This is a genomic window from Paraburkholderia sp. FT54, assembly GCF_031585635.1.
Taxonomy (GTDB): domain Bacteria; phylum Pseudomonadota; class Gammaproteobacteria; order Burkholderiales; family Burkholderiaceae; genus Paraburkholderia.
The window spans coordinates 2,458,293-2,474,688 of the sequence record NZ_CP134195.1; the positions used below are offsets into that span (position 1 = coordinate 2,458,293).

A 16,396-nucleotide genomic window follows, 5' to 3' on the forward strand; every position below is an offset into this window, starting at 1 on the left:
CAGGCCCGCAGTCGCACTCCCACGCCCGCGGGCGCGCCAGTAATATAGACATAAACAAACGATATTTAGGTTTCGATAGTCTGCTTTGTTATGCTTTCGTCTGTTAAAACGCCAGACGAACAAAAAGGAACTCGATGAAAGTTGGCTTGCTGAAAAAAATTCTCGTCGCCGGTCTGATCGGTGCGTCGTTCACCGCCGTCGCCGCCCACGCCGACGACCTGCTCGATCAGGTCAAACAGCGCGGTACGCTGCGCATCGGTCTCGAAGGTACCTTCCCGCCGTTCAATTCGAAAGCGCCGTCGGGCGAACTGGTCGGCTACGACGTCGACATCGCCAAGGCCGTGGCCGCCAAACTCGGCGTGAAGCCGGAATTCGTCACGACGGAGTGGAGCGGCATCATCGCCGGTTTGCAGGCGAACAAGTTCGACGTGATCGTCAACCAGGTCGGCATCACCGACGCGCGCAAGCAGGCGCTCGACTTCTCGCCGGCCTACACGTACTCGGCCGCGCAGCTGATCCAGCGCAAGGACGACACGCGCCAGTTCAAGTCGCTCGACGACCTGAAGGGCAAGAAGCTCGGCGTCGGTCTGGGCACGAACTACATGGACATGGCGAAGTCGGTGCCGGGCATCGACGTGAAGACGTATCCGGGCGCGCCCGAGTACCTGCGCGACCTGGCCGCCGGCCGTCTGGACGCGGCGCTCAACGACCGCCTGATGCTTGCCTACCTGATGAAGAACTCGCAGCTGCCGCTGCGCACGGGCGCGAACGTCGGCGCGGGCAATCCTTCCGGCATTCCGTTCCGGAAGGGCAATCCGAAGTTCGCCAAGGCGATCGACGACGCGATGACCCAGCTCGAAGCAGACGGCACGTTCTCGAAGATCTCGGACAAGTGGTTCGGCATCGACGTTAGCAAGCCGATCAAGTAAGACGCGCTGACTGAAACCAGGGGCGGCATCGTCGGCGATGCCGCCCTTCGCGCTTATACAGCAATGTTTATGAAGGCCGCGCTTGCGCGCCAAACCGACCACCGCCCCGCTCATGTCCACCACTTCCCTGCTCGTCCAATCGCTTCCTGTGCTCGCGCAGGGCGCCGTCCTGACGGTCAAGTTCGCGGTTCTGTCGATGATCTTCGGCCTGATCGCCGGCGCCGTGCTCGCGTTGATGGGCGTGAGCCACAACCGCGTGCTGAACTGGATCGCGCGCATTTATGTGAGCGTGATGCGCGGCACGCCGCTGCTGGTGCAGATCTTCGTGATCTATTACGGCTTGCCGAGTTTCGGCATTTCACTCGACCCGACGCCGGCCGGCGTAATCGCCTTGTCGGCGAATGTGGCGGCCTACCTCTCGGAGAGCATGCGCGGTGCGATTCTGGGGATTCACAAGGGCCAGTGGCTCGCCGCCTACAGTCTCGGACTCTCGCGCCGCCAGACGCTGCGCTACGTGATCGCGCCGCAGGCCTTGCGCATTGCCGTGCCGAGCCTGTCGAACAGCCTGATCAGCCTGATCAAGGACACCTCGCTGGTGTCGGTGATCACCGTGACCGAACTGCTGCGCAGCGCGCAGGAGATCATCGCTTCGACCTATCAGCCGCTGCCGCTGTATCTCGCCGCGGCCGCGGTCTACTGGGTGCTGTGCCAGGTGCTTGAAAGCGTGCAGCGCTGGTACGAACGGCGCCTTGCGCTGCCGTCGCGCCACTGAACACGTGGCGCTTCTGATTTAGCGGCTGGCGACAGAAGACGCCGCATCCAGCGACGCGCCGAAGCGCTCGAAGCGCGGTTCGTAGTAATGATCCGGGTCGAGCGAAAACGCGACGTGACGCGTGCGGCCCATCAGTTCCTTGCGCGGAAAGAAGCCGAAGTAACGCGAGTCGGCGCTGTCGTCGCGATTGTCGCCGAGCATCAGATACTCGCCGGGCGGCACGACCACCGGCCCGAACGAGTCACGCGGGCTCGGCGCCTGCGGCGCGAGCCGCACGGTGTGCGCGACGCCGTCGAAGCGCTCGGTCAGATACTCGCCGGGTGAGCTTGCGTCGCCGGTCAGCGGCTTGAGCTTGAGCGGCTGGTAATCGGCGCGCACGCCGTTCACGTACAGCACGTTCTCGCGCATCGCCACGCTGTCGCCGGGCAAGCCGATCAGACGCTTGACGATCAGCTCATGCGCCGCCGAAGAATCGATCGTCACGATATCGCCGCGCTGCGGATCGTGCAGATGTGCGATGGTGATGTGCGTGAGCGGCACGCGCAGATCGTAGGCCATCTTGTCGACGAAAATCCGGTCGCCCTCACGGATGGTCGGCAGCATCGAGCCGCTCGGCACAACGTTCCAGTCGGCCACGGCGCTGCGAAACAGCACCATCAAGAAGAGAAACGCGACGAGGCTCTTGTTCTCGCGCCACAGTTTTCCAGGCATGCGCATGGCAGGCGGCTCCATTGGAAGGAATTCGAAAGCGGCGGACATGTGGAGGTTTTCTCTCTCCCCATGCCCGCGCAAATCCTACCACCGCTGCTCGAAGCCACGCATGAACACCAGCGGCGGACCGGCATGGCGCGATAGCGGGATGGCAGAGCGGCCGCACGGCCCCACGCACCTCGACGCACGCTCAGCCCGCTCTCATTCGCCCGCGAACTTCAGCCCGAGCGCCGCGCGCGCCGCGTCAGCCATCGCGATCATCTGCAACGACTTGCGATGCGGCATGACGGGGCTTTCCACCTGTCCGGCCCGGATCAGCTCGCAGAAGTGCGCGGTCTCGTAGTTCAGGCCGCCGCCTTCGAACGGCTCGTCGAGTTCGACCACGCGTGCGTCGGCATAACGGATCGTCGCGCGCGACGGATTCCACCACGGCTCGTGAATCGTGACGTGGCCCCCTTTGGCCATCAGCAGCGCATCGCCCTTGCCGTGCAGATCGAGCCCGCAGAACAACTGGGCGATGCCGCCCTCGTGCTGGCTGTTCAGGCTCGCGAACGTATCGACGCCGGTCGAGCCGAGCCGCCCGAGCGTCTGCACCTCACGCGGCGCGCCCAGCCAGTCGACGGCGAGAAACATCTCGTAGATGCCGATGTCGAGCAGCGCGCCGCCCGCGTGCTCGAACGACAGCGACGGGTGATCGTCCGGCACGCCCGGCACCGAGCAGCCGGCCCGCACCAGTCCCACTGCGCCGATCGGATCGGCATCCAGATGCGCGCGCAACTTTCTGTAGAGCGGATAAAAGGGCGGCTTCATGGCTTCCATGAACAGCCGTTGCGCGGCGCGCGCGGCATCGAGCACGCGCTCGAGCTGCGGCTGATTGATGGTGGCGGGTTTTTCGCACAGCACGTGCAGACCGGCTTGCAGCGCGGCGATCGCGTAGTCGGCGTGACTGTCCTGGACGGTGGCGATATAGAGCGCGTCGATGCCGCTCGCGAGCAGCGCGTCGAAACTCGCGCACACCTCGCCGCCGAATTCTCCGGCGAAAGCCATGGCAGGTGCCGCGCGGCGTGACCACAGCGCGGTCAGTTGCGCGTGCGGCACATGAGCGAGACCAAGAGCAAAGCGACGGGCAATGCGCCCCGTGCCGACGATTCCCCAGCGGATCGTGCCGCCCGTGGGGATTTCCTGCGTTGCGATTGTCATCGTTCCTTGGAGTCCATGCAGTTCAGAACAGGCGCTATTGTCGCGCATGCCGCACGCTCACGCGTGGACGTGAACTCGCGCCTTTTCGTACCGCACAGTCTCACAGGGAAAGATAAAAGACCCAGCGTGCCGCCGCGGCGGCGACGCTCAGCCGTGTGGCGGCGGTTCCGGTGAAAACTGGCTGCCGACTTCTTCCGCGGTGTAGTCGATCATCGCGAGCGAGGCGAGTTCCGCTTCCTTCGGATCGTGCCGTTCGATCGCTTCGACCACGCGTCGATGTGAATTCACCGCCGTTTCCCACAGCCCCTCCTTGTCGGTGACGATGGGATTGACGGTCGACAGTGCGCCGCGAATGATCGCCGCCATCTGCTTGAAGAACTGATTGCCGCTCGCCACCACGATGCGGGCATGGAACAGTTCGTCCGCTTCCTGATAGCCCGGCTCGCCCGGCTGGATCGTGCGGAACGCCTCGAACGCCTCGCGGATCGCGGCAATATCCGCCGCGCTGCCGCGCGCGGCCGCCTGCGCCGAGGCGCGCGGTTCGATCAGGATACGAAATTCGATCACGTCGCGCAGAAACAGCGGATCGGGTTTCGCGCGAAAACGCCAGTTCACGACGTCCTCGTCGATCATGCGCCAATCGCTCATCGGCCGGATGCGCGTGCCGATTTTCGGCCGCACGTCCAGCATGTCGCGCGCGAGCAGCATCGACAGCGCCTCGCGCATGACGGTGCGGCTCACGTCGAACTCCTTCGACAGCACATCCTGCGGTGGCAGTATGGCGCCGTACTTCTCTTCGACGATGCCCGTGACCAGTCCATCCATGACTTTGCTCACGAGCGATCGATCTTTGTTTGCCTGTTCCATGACACTCTCCCCGAAGCGGTGTTTGTCCCCGCGTAGCCTGTTGATCGAGCGGCCCTTATGTGTCGCTTTATCGACGTCACTTAGTTCTTCTACGATACGTTGCTAGCTTCAAAACGGTTGCGCCAGTTGGGAAACTTCCTAACAGGGTTATCCCTCTGAAGAATTGTTTCTTCCTTGTAACGCCGCATATCTTGATGGGCCATAAGCTTGCGCCACAAGCGTGCCTGCATTGCGGAATTTGCATAGTGCGAAGACGCACGTTGTGCGATGAATTGTCTGATCCACCCGCGTCGGCGGACAGGAACTGGCGGGAAATGACAGAGGACGCTCGCATCAACAGGTGCTCGCGGCCAGCGGTGACGAGTCCTGCGTGGCAACCGCCGGCGATCCCTGAATGGGAGCCGGCGCCGCGACCGAACCATAACGCCCGCCGAAAAAGATCAGCGGCGCGTGTTCATCGAGCGAGAACACCAGCACCTCGCCGACGAACAGCGTATGGTCGCCGCAAGGATGCCGGTCCACCACGCGCGCCGCGAAACGCGCCGCCGCGTGTTCGAGCAGCACCACGTCCGGCAGCCCTTCGACCGCCGCGAAACGTGGCGCGAGCCGGCTCTGCGGCTCGCCGGCGAAGTGGCGGCTATGCGGCTCCTGCGCCTCGGACAACACGCTCACGCCGAACAGCGCGCTGTCCATCAGGCGCTCGTGCATGCGCGCCCGGTGTCCGACCGAGACGACGATCAACGGCGGCTTGAGCGAACCCGACATGAAGGCATTGGCGGTCATCGCGTGCATGCCGTCGCCGCTGCCGGTCGAGATCACCACGACGCCCGTCGCGAAGCGCCCCAACGCGTGGCGAAAGCGCCGCTCGTCGAAAGCCGCCTGTGAGGCCCGCGGCGCCTCAGCGTGAAGTACCCGTGCCTGCATGGCCGTCCCCCAGATCGCGACCGTACTGGTCGTCGAAGCGCACGATGTCGTCTTCGCCGAGATAGCCGCCTGATTGCACCTCGATCATTTCAAGCGGCGTCTTGCCCGGATTTTCGAGCCGGTGCGTGACGCCGAGCGGAATGTACGTCGACTGGTTCTCCGTGAGCAGGAAGCATTCGTCGCCGCGCGTGACGCGCGCCGTGCCGCGCACCACGATCCAGTGTTCGGCGCGATGGTGATGCATCTGCAGAGAAAGACGCCCGCCCGGTTTGACGACGATGCGCTTCACCTGAAAGCGCGCGCCGCGTTCGAGCGAGTCGTAAAACCCCCACGGCCGCCCGACCTTGCGATGCTCCTGCGCTTCCGCGCCGTGTTCCAGCTTGAGACGGCTGACAATCGCCCTGACGTCCTGAACGCGATCTTTCGCGGCGACCAGCACCGCGTCGGCGGTTTCGATCACCACCATGCCGCTCACGCCGACACAGGCGACGAGCCGGCCCTCCGAATGCGCGAAGCTGTCGGTCGAGCCTTCGAACATCACGCGGCCGCGCGCGACATTGCCGTCGGCGTCCTTGGCGGACGCTTCCCACACCGAATCCCACGCGCCCACGTCCGACCACCCGGCGACGAGCGGCACCGCGACGCCGACCAGCCGCGCGTCGGTGGCGACGCGCTCCATGACCGCGTAGTCGATCGAATCGGATGGACACAGCGCGAACGCTTCGCGCGCGAGATGCAGCGCGCCGTCGCCATCGACCGTGGCATTCTCGAACGCGGCCGCGCAGGCCCCGGCGATCGCCGGCTGGCAGAGTTCGATGGCCGCGAGCCACACCGACGCGCGCACCACGAACATGCCGCTGTTCCACCAGTAATCGCCGGAGGCGACATAGCGCTCGGCGAGTTCCGGATCGGGCTTCTCGACGAACCGTTCGATGGCGCGCGCGCCCCGCGTACCGAGCGCCGCACCCGTGCGGATATAGCCGTAGCCGGTTTCCGCGCGCTTGGGCGGCACGCCGAGCGTGACGATCGCGCCGCGCGCCGCGTGCTCGAGCGCCTCGGCGAGCGCCGCGCCGAACGCAACGTGATCGGCAATCAGGTGATCTGCCGGCAACGCCACGATGAGCGGGTCGTCGCCCTCCACCGCCGCCGCGCGCGCGGCGAGCGCCGCGACCGTCAGCGCGGGTGCGGTATTGCGCGCCACCGGCTCGAGCACCATGCGCACCGGCCGGCCGGATCGTTCGAGCCGTTCCAGGCGTTCGAGCGTTTGCAGGCGCAGGTCCTCGCAGCAGACCACCAGCGGCGCGGCGATGGATCGCGTGCCGGACGCCGGTGTCGTATGCTCCGCCGCGGCAAACGACGCATCGAGCCGGCTTAGCGTGGCTTCGAGCAGCGATTCGTCGCCCATCAAGCCGATGAGCTGTTTCGGATTGCGCTCGCGCGACAGCGGCCACAATCGCGTGCCCGAACCGCCTGCGAGAATCACCGGCTGCACGGACAAACGCGTGGCCGTTTCGATGACGCCCGCGGTCGACGCGAGCGGGTTGCCTGGTTCTACGATGCGATTCATGTCCGAGTCCCGTATGTGGTCAAGCTGGTCAAGCTGGTCCAGTGCATTGTTCGAGGTTGTCGTGCGCGCTACGTGTGAAGCCGTGTCCTGGTTCAGTGGTCGTTGTCAGTCGAAGCGGTAAGCGGCGAGCGGTTTGTGGGCGATGAAGTGAAACCACCACGCGCCGCTCTCTTCCACGTTCTCGGGAATGCGATTGCCCGCGCAACTGCCGAACACCGCGTCGCTTTGCAAGCCGACCTGCGCGAGTTGCCGGCGCTGCTCACGCAGCGTCGTGTAGACGATCACAATGCCGAAGTTGTGGGCCGCCGCGGTCTTGACCGCATAGTCGCCGTAGTCGCGATTCAGCTTCACGTTGCGCACATAGTTCAGCGTGCCGAGTTGGAAGCGCCGCGCGGAGCGCAGCGTGCGCCAGCCAAGTCGCAGCGGATTGAACGTGAATTGCGGCAGCAGTTGCCAGATGTTTTCGCCGTAGCCGGGCCCGCCGCGGTTGTGCGACGAAAACAGCACATAACCGCCGGGCCGCACCACGCGATACATCTCTTCGAGAATCCTCACGCGATCGCCGTAGTCGACGCAGTCGATACCATTCCAGCTGAATCCGGCGAGCCCGAAGTGACCCGAGGGCAACGCGGACATGTCGCGCGCATCCATATGCCGAAGGTCCCGTTCGGGATAGCGCGCCTTCGCGAGATCGAGCAGCTTCTGCGTATAGTCGATGCCGGTGTAGTCGTCGGAGATCGCCGTCATCAACGGAATCGTGCGGCCGGTGCCGACACCGATATCGAGCACGGGCTCACCCGCGCAACGTGGTGCGAGCCAGTCGAAGGCAGCCTGCTCGCCCGGATCGGAGTAGGTCTTCTCGAGCGTGAAAACGCGTGCGGCGTCCGGCGAATTCCACGCAACTCGATTGATGCGGTCCAGCTCGGATTGACTGTTCACAGCGCGCTCCCTTCAAGCGTATGTGCGCCGGACAATCCGTGCGCAGGCATTACGCTTCCCCGAATAGACGAAACGCGCGCGCACGCTTTACAAGCCATTGCGTGGCTCTGGCACGCCGCCCACCGGCGCGCCGCGCGAGCGGTTCGCGGGCGGCGACGGTGTCGGGCACGCGGCTCTCGCTGAAGGTGCTGCGATAAAACTGCTCGAAATACGACATCACGTTTTCCTGCGCGCTGGCTGACAGGATCGCGTGATCGGTGTGCTCGCAAAACGCCGCGCGAACGTGGTTAAAGCGCTGCAGCCGCGCGCCACGCACGCCGAAATGGCGTTCGAGTTCTTCGACGCCCTCGTCGAGCACGCCGTAGAGAAGCCGTGTCTCGACACGCTGATCATCCACCGCGGCGATGAGGCTACGCTCTTCCCGCGCACCGAGTTCGACGCCGCAAACACGTTCGATACGATCAGCGAGCGTCGCGCCGAAGCGCGCCGCGAAACGTCCCGCGAGTTCGCGCGCGACCGGCCATCCGCCCGACTGGCCCTTCAGCACGCGCAGCCATTTGCGCGGCTGGCACATCGAACGCAGATAAGTGCGCGTCGAACCGAAAGCGGCCACCGCGACGCTCGGCTTGCCATGTTCGTCGCAGATGTTCTGCCATGTGAACTTCTGCAAATTGACCAGCACCGCGCCGGCCACTGCCGCTTCGCGCGCCGCGGCATGCAAGCCGACGTACGCGCCCGCGCAGATGCCGAGCAGCACCGCGCCGCGATGTCCTTGCGCGCTCAGCCAGCGTGCCGCGCAGGCGGCGTCGTCGACGCCCGACTGCGCGTACAGCGCGTCGAGGCTCAATGCATCCAGCGACGGCATGCTGTCGCCCAGACCGCCGAGATCGACGCGCAGCGACGCGATGCCCTGTTGCGCGAGACGCCTTGCAAAGCGCACGCCGAGCCGCGCATTGCCGATTCGGGAGACCGCCCCGGTATTGAGCAGCAGTGCTGCCGGCGCGGTGGCGGCGGTGCGAGCGTCAGGCCGGCAATAGATGCCGAACAGTCTGCCGCCGTCGATCCATACCGGCGTTTCGACTACACCGGGCTCAACGACGTGAGCCGTGTCGTGATCGGCGGCGAAGTGGGCATTGTCGTTAGTGTCGCTAGTTGTGCCTGCATGCCCGGATGCAATCGCGCCGACCGTCAACCAGTTCTCTATGGACTGGAATGCCGCCTGCGGAATCTCGCTATCGAGCGACTCCATCATGAACTTGCCGTACTCGTCGAACGACTGCCGCTCGACTTCGATGCCTTGCTCGCGGTAGTGCGCGGCCAGTGCGTCGATCCGCACGGGGTCCAGCGAATCGAGCATGAGCACGCGACCGGCAGGCCGCGGTGCATCGCGTTTCAGATCGACGGCGCGCAGACTCTCCAACGTATCCTGATAGAGACGGAAGCCATATGCCTCGACAAAGGCATCGCCATCGGGTTCGGGCACGCAATCCATCGCGGCCGGAATCGACAGCCACTGTCGATAATGCGCGCGCAACTCGCGCTGATAGTTCCTGCCGGACAGCACGGGCGCGAGCAGCACGAGGCCGTCCACGCCACCGAGTTCCTGAGCGGCCAGCGCGGCGAGCGTGCCGCCGAGCCGCATGCCGCACAACGTCACGCGTTCGACACCGGTGGACTCGCGTAGCAGCGCCACGGCCTGCTTCACGCTGTCGATCCATGCGCGCCAGCGGCCGGGTTCGCTCGTCTCGCCTGCCGAATCGCCGGTGCCCGGATAGTCGAAGCGCAGCACCGGCATGCCGCGCGCGGCGAGCCGCTCGGCCAGCCTGCGCATGCCGCGATAAGTGCACAGCGAGTCGTAGCCGAACGGATAACACACCACCACGCCGTGCGGCCCGCTCGCCGGATGCAACCAGCCGAACTGGCCATCGAAGACTACTGGCCTCACGCTACGCTCCTCACGGGGTTCCCCCTTTCCAACGCATTACAACAAACGTCGCATGCTTGCTCTGTACGTCCCGCCACATTGTCTCGGAGTCCAATGCAATGGCGAATGCACGTCGGGCGTGTCATCAGAAGCGGCTGCGTGGTCAGTTGCCATGTGGCGCGCGCAGCGCGAACGTCGAGCGCGCGGCGAGCAGCACGTGATAGAAGAAACGCGCGCGCAGCCGGTCGCGCATCGGGTAATGCTTCGACAGCAGCACACGCCACGCGGCAGCGGATTCGCCCGCACGTGCATAAGCGGAAGCCGCGCGCGGCGCCACGCGCCGCAACGCATCTTCGCGCGCGGCCTGCGCCGCGGCGGGCACACGACTCTCGCGCAACTGCGCAAACGCGTGCATCGCAGGCAACGCATGGGTCGAGATCGACAGCGCCGTTTCGCGCGATACCGACACGAACTCATCCACGAAGCAGATAGCGGTTGCATCGACACCGAGCCGCAAGCCGAAATCGAAATCACATGCTTCGCCGACTTCGGCGGCTGGGCGATAACCGATGCGGCGCGCGTCCACGGTATTCACCAGATAGCCGTTGTTCGGGAACATCTGGTCGATGCCGGCCAGCGCGGGCACCGGCAAACGGCCGGCGCGCTCAGGCACGCGCCGGTAATCGCGGTTCAGGCGTTCGCTGGCGTCGGGCCGCGGCGTACCGTCGTCGGCGATCACACGCTGCTTGCCGAACGCCGCCGTCAACTCGGGATATGTTTGCCAGCATGCGTCGAGACGGCTCAATGCATCCGGTTCGAGCAGATCGTCGTCGTGCAGCAGCACGAGCCGTGCACCTCGTGCACGCGTGAACAGGCGGTTGACGTTGGACGCCTGACCGAGTCGCGGCAGGTTGCGTTCGTAGCGAATGGGCCGGTCGCTGCGCAAGCGGCAGCGGTCCACGACCTGTTGCGCGCTGTCGTCGGTCGAGTCGTCGCCGATCACGATTTCAAACTCGCGGTAGGTCTGCGCGTGGCAACTGTCGATGGCCTGTTCGAGCAACGCGGGCCGGTTGCAGGTGGGAATGCAGATGGAGATCAGCCGCGCGTGCAGTTCACTCCCGGCGCTGGCGCGCTGTTCGGACGTGGAATCAACCATGGATGCCCCGAATACAGTTGTCGCTCAGGCTGCGTTGCGCTCTGGCTGACGAGCGGCGCTGGAGTCCGGCACGCTTCATTGTTAAACCCCGTTTGATGAATACGCGGGAAAACGCCGCCGCGCAGCACTACCTTCTGATGATTTGCATTTAACCCTGCCCGATGGAGAGTATCTGTACGGCCACACACATAGGCGTGCTGGGGCCTGAGGCAATATCGAAACCTGCGACGGGCCGACGCCGTCGAGTGAAGCGCGCTACAGGGTGCGACTGCGCACCGACAGCAGCCAGGGCTAACCACATCATTGCAGGAATTCAGACCCGGACAGCGCACCATGGAAAGAAGTATCGTCAGGAACATCGTCATCAACTTCGCCGGAGCGATCGCTCCAACGTTCATCTCCCTCGTCACCGTGCCCGCCTACATTCACCTGATGGGCGTCGAGCGATACGGGGTGATCAATCTGGTGTGGACCCTGATCGGCTACTTCAGCGTGCTGGATCTCGGCACGAGTCTCGCCACGGAAAATCAGATCTCCAAAGCGCGCGCCGCCAACGACGACTCGATAGAACGCATCTTCTGGAGCGCGTGGTTCATGAACCTGGCCACCGGCATCGTGGGCGGCCTGCTCATCTATCTCGGCACGGTCGTCTATATCACGCATGGCGTGAAGATCGAACCCGCCTTCCAGCGCGAAGTCATGGCGAGCCTGCCGTGGATCGCGATCGCCGTGCCGATCGCCAATGTCTCCTGGGTGTTCGCCGGCGCGATCAACGGCGTGGAGCGCTTCACCAGTTTCAACATCAACCAGACGCTGGGCACGGCTCTATTCCAGTTGCTGCCGTTGGCGGCGATCTTCTGCTTTTCGCCTTCGCTCGCGGTCGTGATTCCCGCGGCCGTGGTGGCGCGCCTCGTCGCCGGACTGATGCTCGGCGCGGCGGCATTTCGCGCGCTCGGGATTCGCCGCGTGCGGATGCCGCAATGGCCGGTGATGGTCGAACTCTTCCGCTATGGCCGCTGGATGCTGATGTTCTCGGGCGCCAACATGCTTGCCTCGACGCTCGACCGCGTGCTGGTCGGCGCGCTGCTCGGCGCGCGCTACGTGACTTACTACGCGACACCGCAGAACCTCATTACGCGCCTGAATCTCTTGCCTGTCGCGATGGTGCGCACGCTATTCCCACGGCTGTCGGCCGTATCCCGTGCGGATGCCGACGCATTGGCGCACAGCGCCCTCGCCTTTCTCAACGGCACGTTCACGCCGTGCGTGATCGTCGCGCTATTCGCGCTCAAGCCTTTCCTGTTGCTCTGGCTCGGACCGACGGTCGCGGCCGCCGCGCCAGTCGCGAGCGTGCTCGTGCTCGGCGTGTGGCTGAGCGGTCAATGCGGGATTCTGGGGATTCTGATCCAGGCGCAGACCAGTCCGGCCTCCCTCGCCACGGTAAGCTGGCTCGAATTGCCGGTGTTCGCCGGCGCGCTGTGGTGTGGGATTCACTGGTTCGGGATCATGGGCGCGGGCGTCGTCGTCACGCTGAAAATGCTATTCGACTACGCGGTGCTGCTGGTGTTCGCGAAACTGCACGCGTGGACCATCGTGCGCAATATGCTCGCTCACCTTGCGTTCCTGCTGGTGGCGCTAGTGCTCGCTGATTCGCTAAGCGAGTTGCCGGCACTCATCGTCGCGCCGCTGGTGCTGGTGCTCGCGAATCTGGGGATGTCGCTGCATGGGTCGAGTGAACTTCGCGGCGTGGTCTACAAGCTCTGGGCGCGGCTTACGCCGTCTACCAGCAGCAGTTGATCCGCGAGTTCGATCGAAGAAGCGAGCCGCTCGATGCGGCCCGCTCGATCAGATCGTAGTGGACTGCGTCACCGTGTCCGAAGCCGCCATACCACGCGTCGCAATACTCGCAAAACGGCGCGGCTGGCAACTGGCCAGCGTGCGTTCGTAAATCGACATATAGCCGTTGGTCACCCGCTGCACGCTGAATCGTTCGAGTTTGAGCGGCGCGCGCGCGGTGAGCGCCGCGTGTGCGGCCCGCTCGGTCAGGAGATGCCCGATCGCCTGCGCCAACGCTGCGGGATTTCTAGCCGGCACCAACAAACCGGCTTCGCCGCCGTCGAGCATCTCCGGATTGCCGTCCACGCGCGTCGCCACGATCGCACGTCCCAATTCACGCGCTTCGCACAGCACCAACCCGGCCGGTTCGTTGTGCGAGGCGAGCACGAACACGTCGGCCTGCGCGAGATACGCACGCGGGTCGGTGACAAAACCTTCGAAACGTACTCGCTCGGCGACACCCAGTTGTCCGGCCAGCGCTTCCATCGCGGCGCGGTCAGGACCATCGCCGACGAGATACAGCACCGCCTCCGGCACGCTTTCGCGCAACAGCGCAAAAGCATGCAGCAGATCGGCGATACCCTTGCGCTCATTCATGCCCGCCACGGTGACGATGCACGGATGCGCAAGCTGCGGCCCAACGGGCACCGGCGTGTCGGCAAAACGCGGCGTGCCGACCGTGCCGTTGCGCACGACGCTCAGACGCGCATTCGGAATGCCGCGCCGCTCCATCGCCACGGCCACCGCGGCGCTCACCGCCACCACGTGATCGCCGACGCCCATCAGCGTGGCGCTGCGCTGAAACTCGTTGTGCACCGTCGTGATCAGCACGTAGCGCCGCCGCAGCACGCTCACGCGAGCGATCAGCGCGCCGGTCATCATGTGAGCGTGCACGACATCGGGATCATATTGCGCGACGAGCCGCCTGAAACCCGCCACCATCCCCGCGACGCGCGACGGTTTGGGCAATTGCGGCAGCAGCACATGACGCACACCGTATCGCGCCAGCAGCGTTTCAAAGCCGCCGCCCGCCGACGCCACCGTCACGTCGTGGCCGGCGCGCGCCTGCGTGCAGGCAAGGTCGATCATCACGTTGACGATGCCGTTGCCGATGCATTGCGCGTGATTAGCTAGATGGATGATTTTCATGGAGTCCACGCAACAGTAGTGAAATGGGAAGAGCCGCGGCAAGCGGCGCGCTCGGTGGGGTGAAGCGATACATCAGCGCTTTGCCGTATGCGTCTTCTTCCACCAATACGAGGTATTCGCCCGAGGCGAGGCGATGGGCCGTCATCGGCATCGGCACGTCGACCCAGCCGCTCGTCGAGCCGACTTCCTTGCCGGGTGAGAGGCGACCCACATCGCGTCCGGTGGCGCGGTCGTAGACACGCACCACGGCGCCGCGCGTTTCGACGGCGAACACGTAGTCGCCCGCCACGGCGAAACCGTTGATCGACGACCAGTCCGGCGCGCCGCGATCGGGCAAGCCGATCACATAGCGCAGCACGGGTTTGCCGCTCTTCCAGTGGTCGTAGCGCGCCAGCTGCGAACCCGCGCCATTCCAGTTCTCCCTGACGAAGGGATGCGCGGGCGTCGAACCGGAGACGAACATCGTGTCCTCGTCGGGGAAGTAATTCAGGCGCGCGATCCGGGTGAACGGCGCGGGCGCCGCGTATTGCCGCATCGACGCGTAGCGGTAGACCGGATTGCCGACGCGGTCGAAGCCCTGCAACGGAAAGCAGCGAATGCCCTGCGACTCCGTGCCCTGCCAGATGTCGCCGTGGCTATCCACCCACCAGCCGCGCATTTGCGGCGCGTCGGTATCGTGGGCGTTCTGGTCGAATGCCGCAGCGGAAAAGTCACCCTTGCCCGTCACGTCGCGCCAGATCCATTCGCCTTGCGGCGGCTGGTTGGGCGGCCACGCGCCGTCGATATGCGCCTGCGTGAAGAGTCCCGAAGGAATCGCGGTCTCGCGATCGTCGGCGAAACGATAGATCCTCAGAAACGACGAGTACATGTCCGTCGTATAGAGCAGCCGGTGACCGCGCACGTCGCGCACCATCGGCATGCCGCGCTGAGCGCCGAGGTACAGATGAAAATACGGATCGTACGGATAGCGGAAACGGTCCGCGGTGTAGCCGGCATACGACCACTCCTGCCCGGGCGGACGCGAAAGGTCGAGCTTGAAGCGCTTACTGCCGCTATACACCGAAGGCGGCTCGCCATCCACGAACTGCGCGCCGTCGACGAACAGCAGCCCCTGCAAACTGAAGCGCTGCTTGCCGTCGGGCGTATAGCTTTCGAGCAATGCGCCGTCGTAGGTGCTCGGGCCCGTGCCGAACGGGCGCGGACCCGCGCCGTTCATCGACACATAGAGGTTGCCGCTGCGATCGACACCCACGCCGGTCAGGCCATTGAAGCGCCGCGGTCCTGGCGCGCCGGCGCGGCCTGCGTAGATGCCGCCCTCCTGTCCGAAGCTCGCTGACAGTTGCATGCCTGCTCCCTGTTGAGACGCGGCGCCCGCCGTTGCACCGCGGGCCGCGGTGAAGATCAGGATCTGCTGACGCACGCCGTTGTCGGCGATCAACAGGCGTCCACGCGTGTCGACCGTCAGATCCACCGGCACCACGCCGTCGGGCAATGCGAGTTCGCCAATGCGTGTGCCATCGCGCGCATGGTGAACCACGCGGCGCGCGCCGTCTGTGCGGCTGTTCTCAATGATCCACAGCGAGCCGTCAGGCGCGAGCGCAAGCCGGCTGGGCTCGTGCACCGGGAATGCGCCGACCGCCTGCATGGTTTGAGCGTCATACACCTGCACGCGGTTATCGAGCAGGTTCGAGACAAAGAGCCGCGTGTCGTCCGCCGCGAGGCCGCGCACCGCATAGTCGGTCTTGTCGGAATAGGTGGAGATCAGCAGATACGCCAGCCGGCTGCCGGCGGGAAATTTCACCTGGCCGGCGAACGGCACGCCGTCGCGAATGTCGGCGCGGCTGCGGCGCGCCACGCCCGTCCATGCTTCGCCCTCATGCGGCGTCGCGCGATGCTTCGCCTCCTCGTTGCCGAGGCTGACCATGGTTTGCGCGACGTACACGTATTCGCTGTTCACGGCAATCGCGTCGCCGCCCATCACGCCCCAGCCGTGCGACTCGCCGCCGTGGCGCACCAGTTGGCCGTTGCGGTATTGGCCGACTTCTCCGCCGCCTTCGTCCCAGGGCGCGTTCGTGAATACGTCGCCGTCCGGCGTGACGGCGAGTGCCTGCACGTCGATCTGCATCCAGCGATGATCGGCGTAGCCCCACGTGTTGCCGATCCACGAGGTTCGGTAGGAAAGCGAAGGATGTGCCGACGCCGCTTGCGCCTCGGCGGCGGGGCGGCTGGCTGCGGCCACGGTCGTTGCGGTTGTCGGTGCCGTGGCCGTGGCTGCCGCGGCTTCCGTGGCTAGCGCCGGTTCATGCAGCGTGCCGTCCGAACCGCCCACCGCGATCAGCACCAGCACCGGCAACACCACGGCTGCGACGCACACGAGGCGTTCGAAGGTTTTGCGTGCCGGGCTTCGCATGATCACAGGTGC

13 protein-coding genes are annotated in these 16,396 nt (G+C 65.1%); 3 read left to right on the plus strand and 10 right to left on the minus strand.

The features are described from left to right. Positions 1-134: 134 nt before the first annotated feature. Together RI103_RS11510 and RI103_RS11515 are read left to right on the plus strand one after the other, a co-directional pair. On the plus strand, positions 135-929 hold the full coding sequence (locus RI103_RS11510; protein ID WP_310812150.1) for a cystine ABC transporter substrate-binding protein: 795 nt from the start codon (positions 135-137) through the stop codon (positions 927-929). Positions 930-1,041: 112 nt separating this feature from the next. Beyond that, entirely contained in the window at positions 1,042-1,701 is a 660-nt protein-coding gene (locus RI103_RS11515; RefSeq protein ID WP_310812151.1) for an amino acid ABC transporter permease, read from the plus strand. 18 nt (positions 1,702-1,719) lie between these two features. On the opposite strand, the gene lepB is transcribed toward RI103_RS11515, so the two are convergent. The 8 genes from lepB to RI103_RS11555 form a co-directional block, all read right to left on the minus strand. Beyond that, the gene (gene lepB, locus RI103_RS11520) at positions 1,720-2,418 is read right to left on the minus strand and encodes a signal peptidase I (protein WP_310812152.1); all 699 of its coding nucleotides are present in this window, start codon (positions 2,416-2,418) and stop codon (positions 1,720-1,722) included. A 195-nt stretch (positions 2,419-2,613) separates the two neighbouring features. Continuing rightward, entirely contained in the window at positions 2,614-3,612 is a 999-nt protein-coding gene (locus tag RI103_RS11525) for a Gfo/Idh/MocA family oxidoreductase (RefSeq protein WP_310812153.1), read from the minus strand. A gap of 147 nt (positions 3,613-3,759) precedes the next feature. Next, positions 3,760-4,479 (minus strand): FCD domain-containing protein, encoded by a 720-nt coding sequence (locus RI103_RS11530; protein WP_310812154.1) that lies wholly within the window; start codon positions 4,477-4,479, stop codon positions 3,760-3,762. Between the two features lie 333 nt (positions 4,480-4,812). Next, complete coding sequence (locus RI103_RS11535) at positions 4,813-5,403, minus strand: flavin reductase family protein (protein WP_310812155.1); 591 nt, start codon at positions 5,401-5,403, stop codon at positions 4,813-4,815. Further along, a complete protein-coding gene (locus RI103_RS11540) occupies positions 5,378-6,970 on the minus strand; it encodes a mannose-1-phosphate guanylyltransferase/mannose-6-phosphate isomerase (RefSeq protein WP_310812156.1) in 1,593 nt (530 codons plus the stop codon). The genes RI103_RS11535 and RI103_RS11540 overlap by 26 nt, the downstream gene beginning before the upstream one ends. A gap of 105 nt (positions 6,971-7,075) precedes the next feature. Further along, entirely contained in the window at positions 7,076-7,909 is an 834-nt protein-coding gene (locus RI103_RS11545; protein ID WP_310812157.1) for a class I SAM-dependent methyltransferase, read from the minus strand. Positions 7,910-7,958: 49 nt separating this feature from the next. Beyond that, on the minus strand, positions 7,959-9,854 hold the full coding sequence (locus RI103_RS11550) for an alpha/beta fold hydrolase (protein ID WP_310812158.1): 1,896 nt from the start codon (positions 9,852-9,854) through the stop codon (positions 7,959-7,961). A gap of 142 nt (positions 9,855-9,996) precedes the next feature. After that, positions 9,997-10,989 carry a glycosyltransferase family 2 protein gene (locus RI103_RS11555; RefSeq protein ID WP_310812159.1) on the minus strand — a complete coding sequence of 331 codons (993 nt, stop codon included), beginning with the start codon at positions 10,987-10,989 and terminating at the stop codon, positions 9,997-9,999. 333 nt (positions 10,990-11,322) lie between these two features. On the opposite strand from RI103_RS11555, the gene RI103_RS11560 reads away from it, so the two are divergent. Beyond that, on the plus strand, positions 11,323-12,786 hold the full coding sequence (locus RI103_RS11560) for an oligosaccharide flippase family protein (RefSeq protein WP_310812160.1): 1,464 nt from the start codon (positions 11,323-11,325) through the stop codon (positions 12,784-12,786). A gap of 48 nt (positions 12,787-12,834) precedes the next feature. On the opposite strand, the gene RI103_RS11565 is transcribed toward RI103_RS11560, so the two are convergent. Then, complete coding sequence (locus tag RI103_RS11565; RefSeq protein ID WP_310812161.1) at positions 12,835-13,974, minus strand: glycosyltransferase family 4 protein; 1,140 nt, start codon at positions 13,972-13,974, stop codon at positions 12,835-12,837. After that, complete coding sequence (locus tag RI103_RS11570; RefSeq protein ID WP_310812162.1) at positions 13,952-16,384, minus strand: hypothetical protein; 2,433 nt, start codon at positions 16,382-16,384, stop codon at positions 13,952-13,954. Before RI103_RS11570 ends, RI103_RS11565 begins: the two co-directional genes overlap by 23 nt. Positions 16,385-16,396 lie beyond the last annotated feature (12 nt).

Coding starts and splice junctions, on each gene's coding strand:
- RI103_RS11510 (WP_310812150.1), top strand. CDS start 135: ATGAAAGTTGGCTTGCTGAAAAAAATTCTCGTCGCCGGTCTGATCGGT.
- RI103_RS11515 (WP_310812151.1), top strand. CDS start 1,042: ATGTCCACCACTTCCCTGCTCGTCCAATCGCTTCCTGTGCTCGCGCAG.
- lepB (WP_310812152.1), bottom strand. CDS start 2,418: ATGCGCATGCCTGGAAAACTGTGGCGCGAGAACAAGAGCCTCGTCGCG.
- RI103_RS11525 (WP_310812153.1), bottom strand. CDS start 3,612: ATGACAATCGCAACGCAGGAAATCCCCACGGGCGGCACGATCCGCTGG.
- RI103_RS11530 (WP_310812154.1), bottom strand. CDS start 4,479: ATGGAACAGGCAAACAAAGATCGATCGCTCGTGAGCAAAGTCATGGAT.
- RI103_RS11535 (WP_310812155.1), bottom strand. CDS start 5,403: ATGCAGGCACGGGTACTTCACGCTGAGGCGCCGCGGGCCTCACAGGCG.
- RI103_RS11540 (WP_310812156.1), bottom strand. CDS start 6,970: ATGAATCGCATCGTAGAACCAGGCAACCCGCTCGCGTCGACCGCGGGC.
- RI103_RS11555 (WP_310812159.1), bottom strand. CDS start 10,989: ATGGTTGATTCCACGTCCGAACAGCGCGCCAGCGCCGGGAGTGAACTG.
- RI103_RS11560 (WP_310812160.1), top strand. CDS start 11,323: ATGGAAAGAAGTATCGTCAGGAACATCGTCATCAACTTCGCCGGAGCG.
- RI103_RS11565 (WP_310812161.1), bottom strand. CDS start 13,974: ATGAAAATCATCCATCTAGCTAATCACGCGCAATGCATCGGCAACGGC.
- RI103_RS11570 (WP_310812162.1), bottom strand. CDS start 16,384: ATGCGAAGCCCGGCACGCAAAACCTTCGAACGCCTCGTGTGCGTCGCA.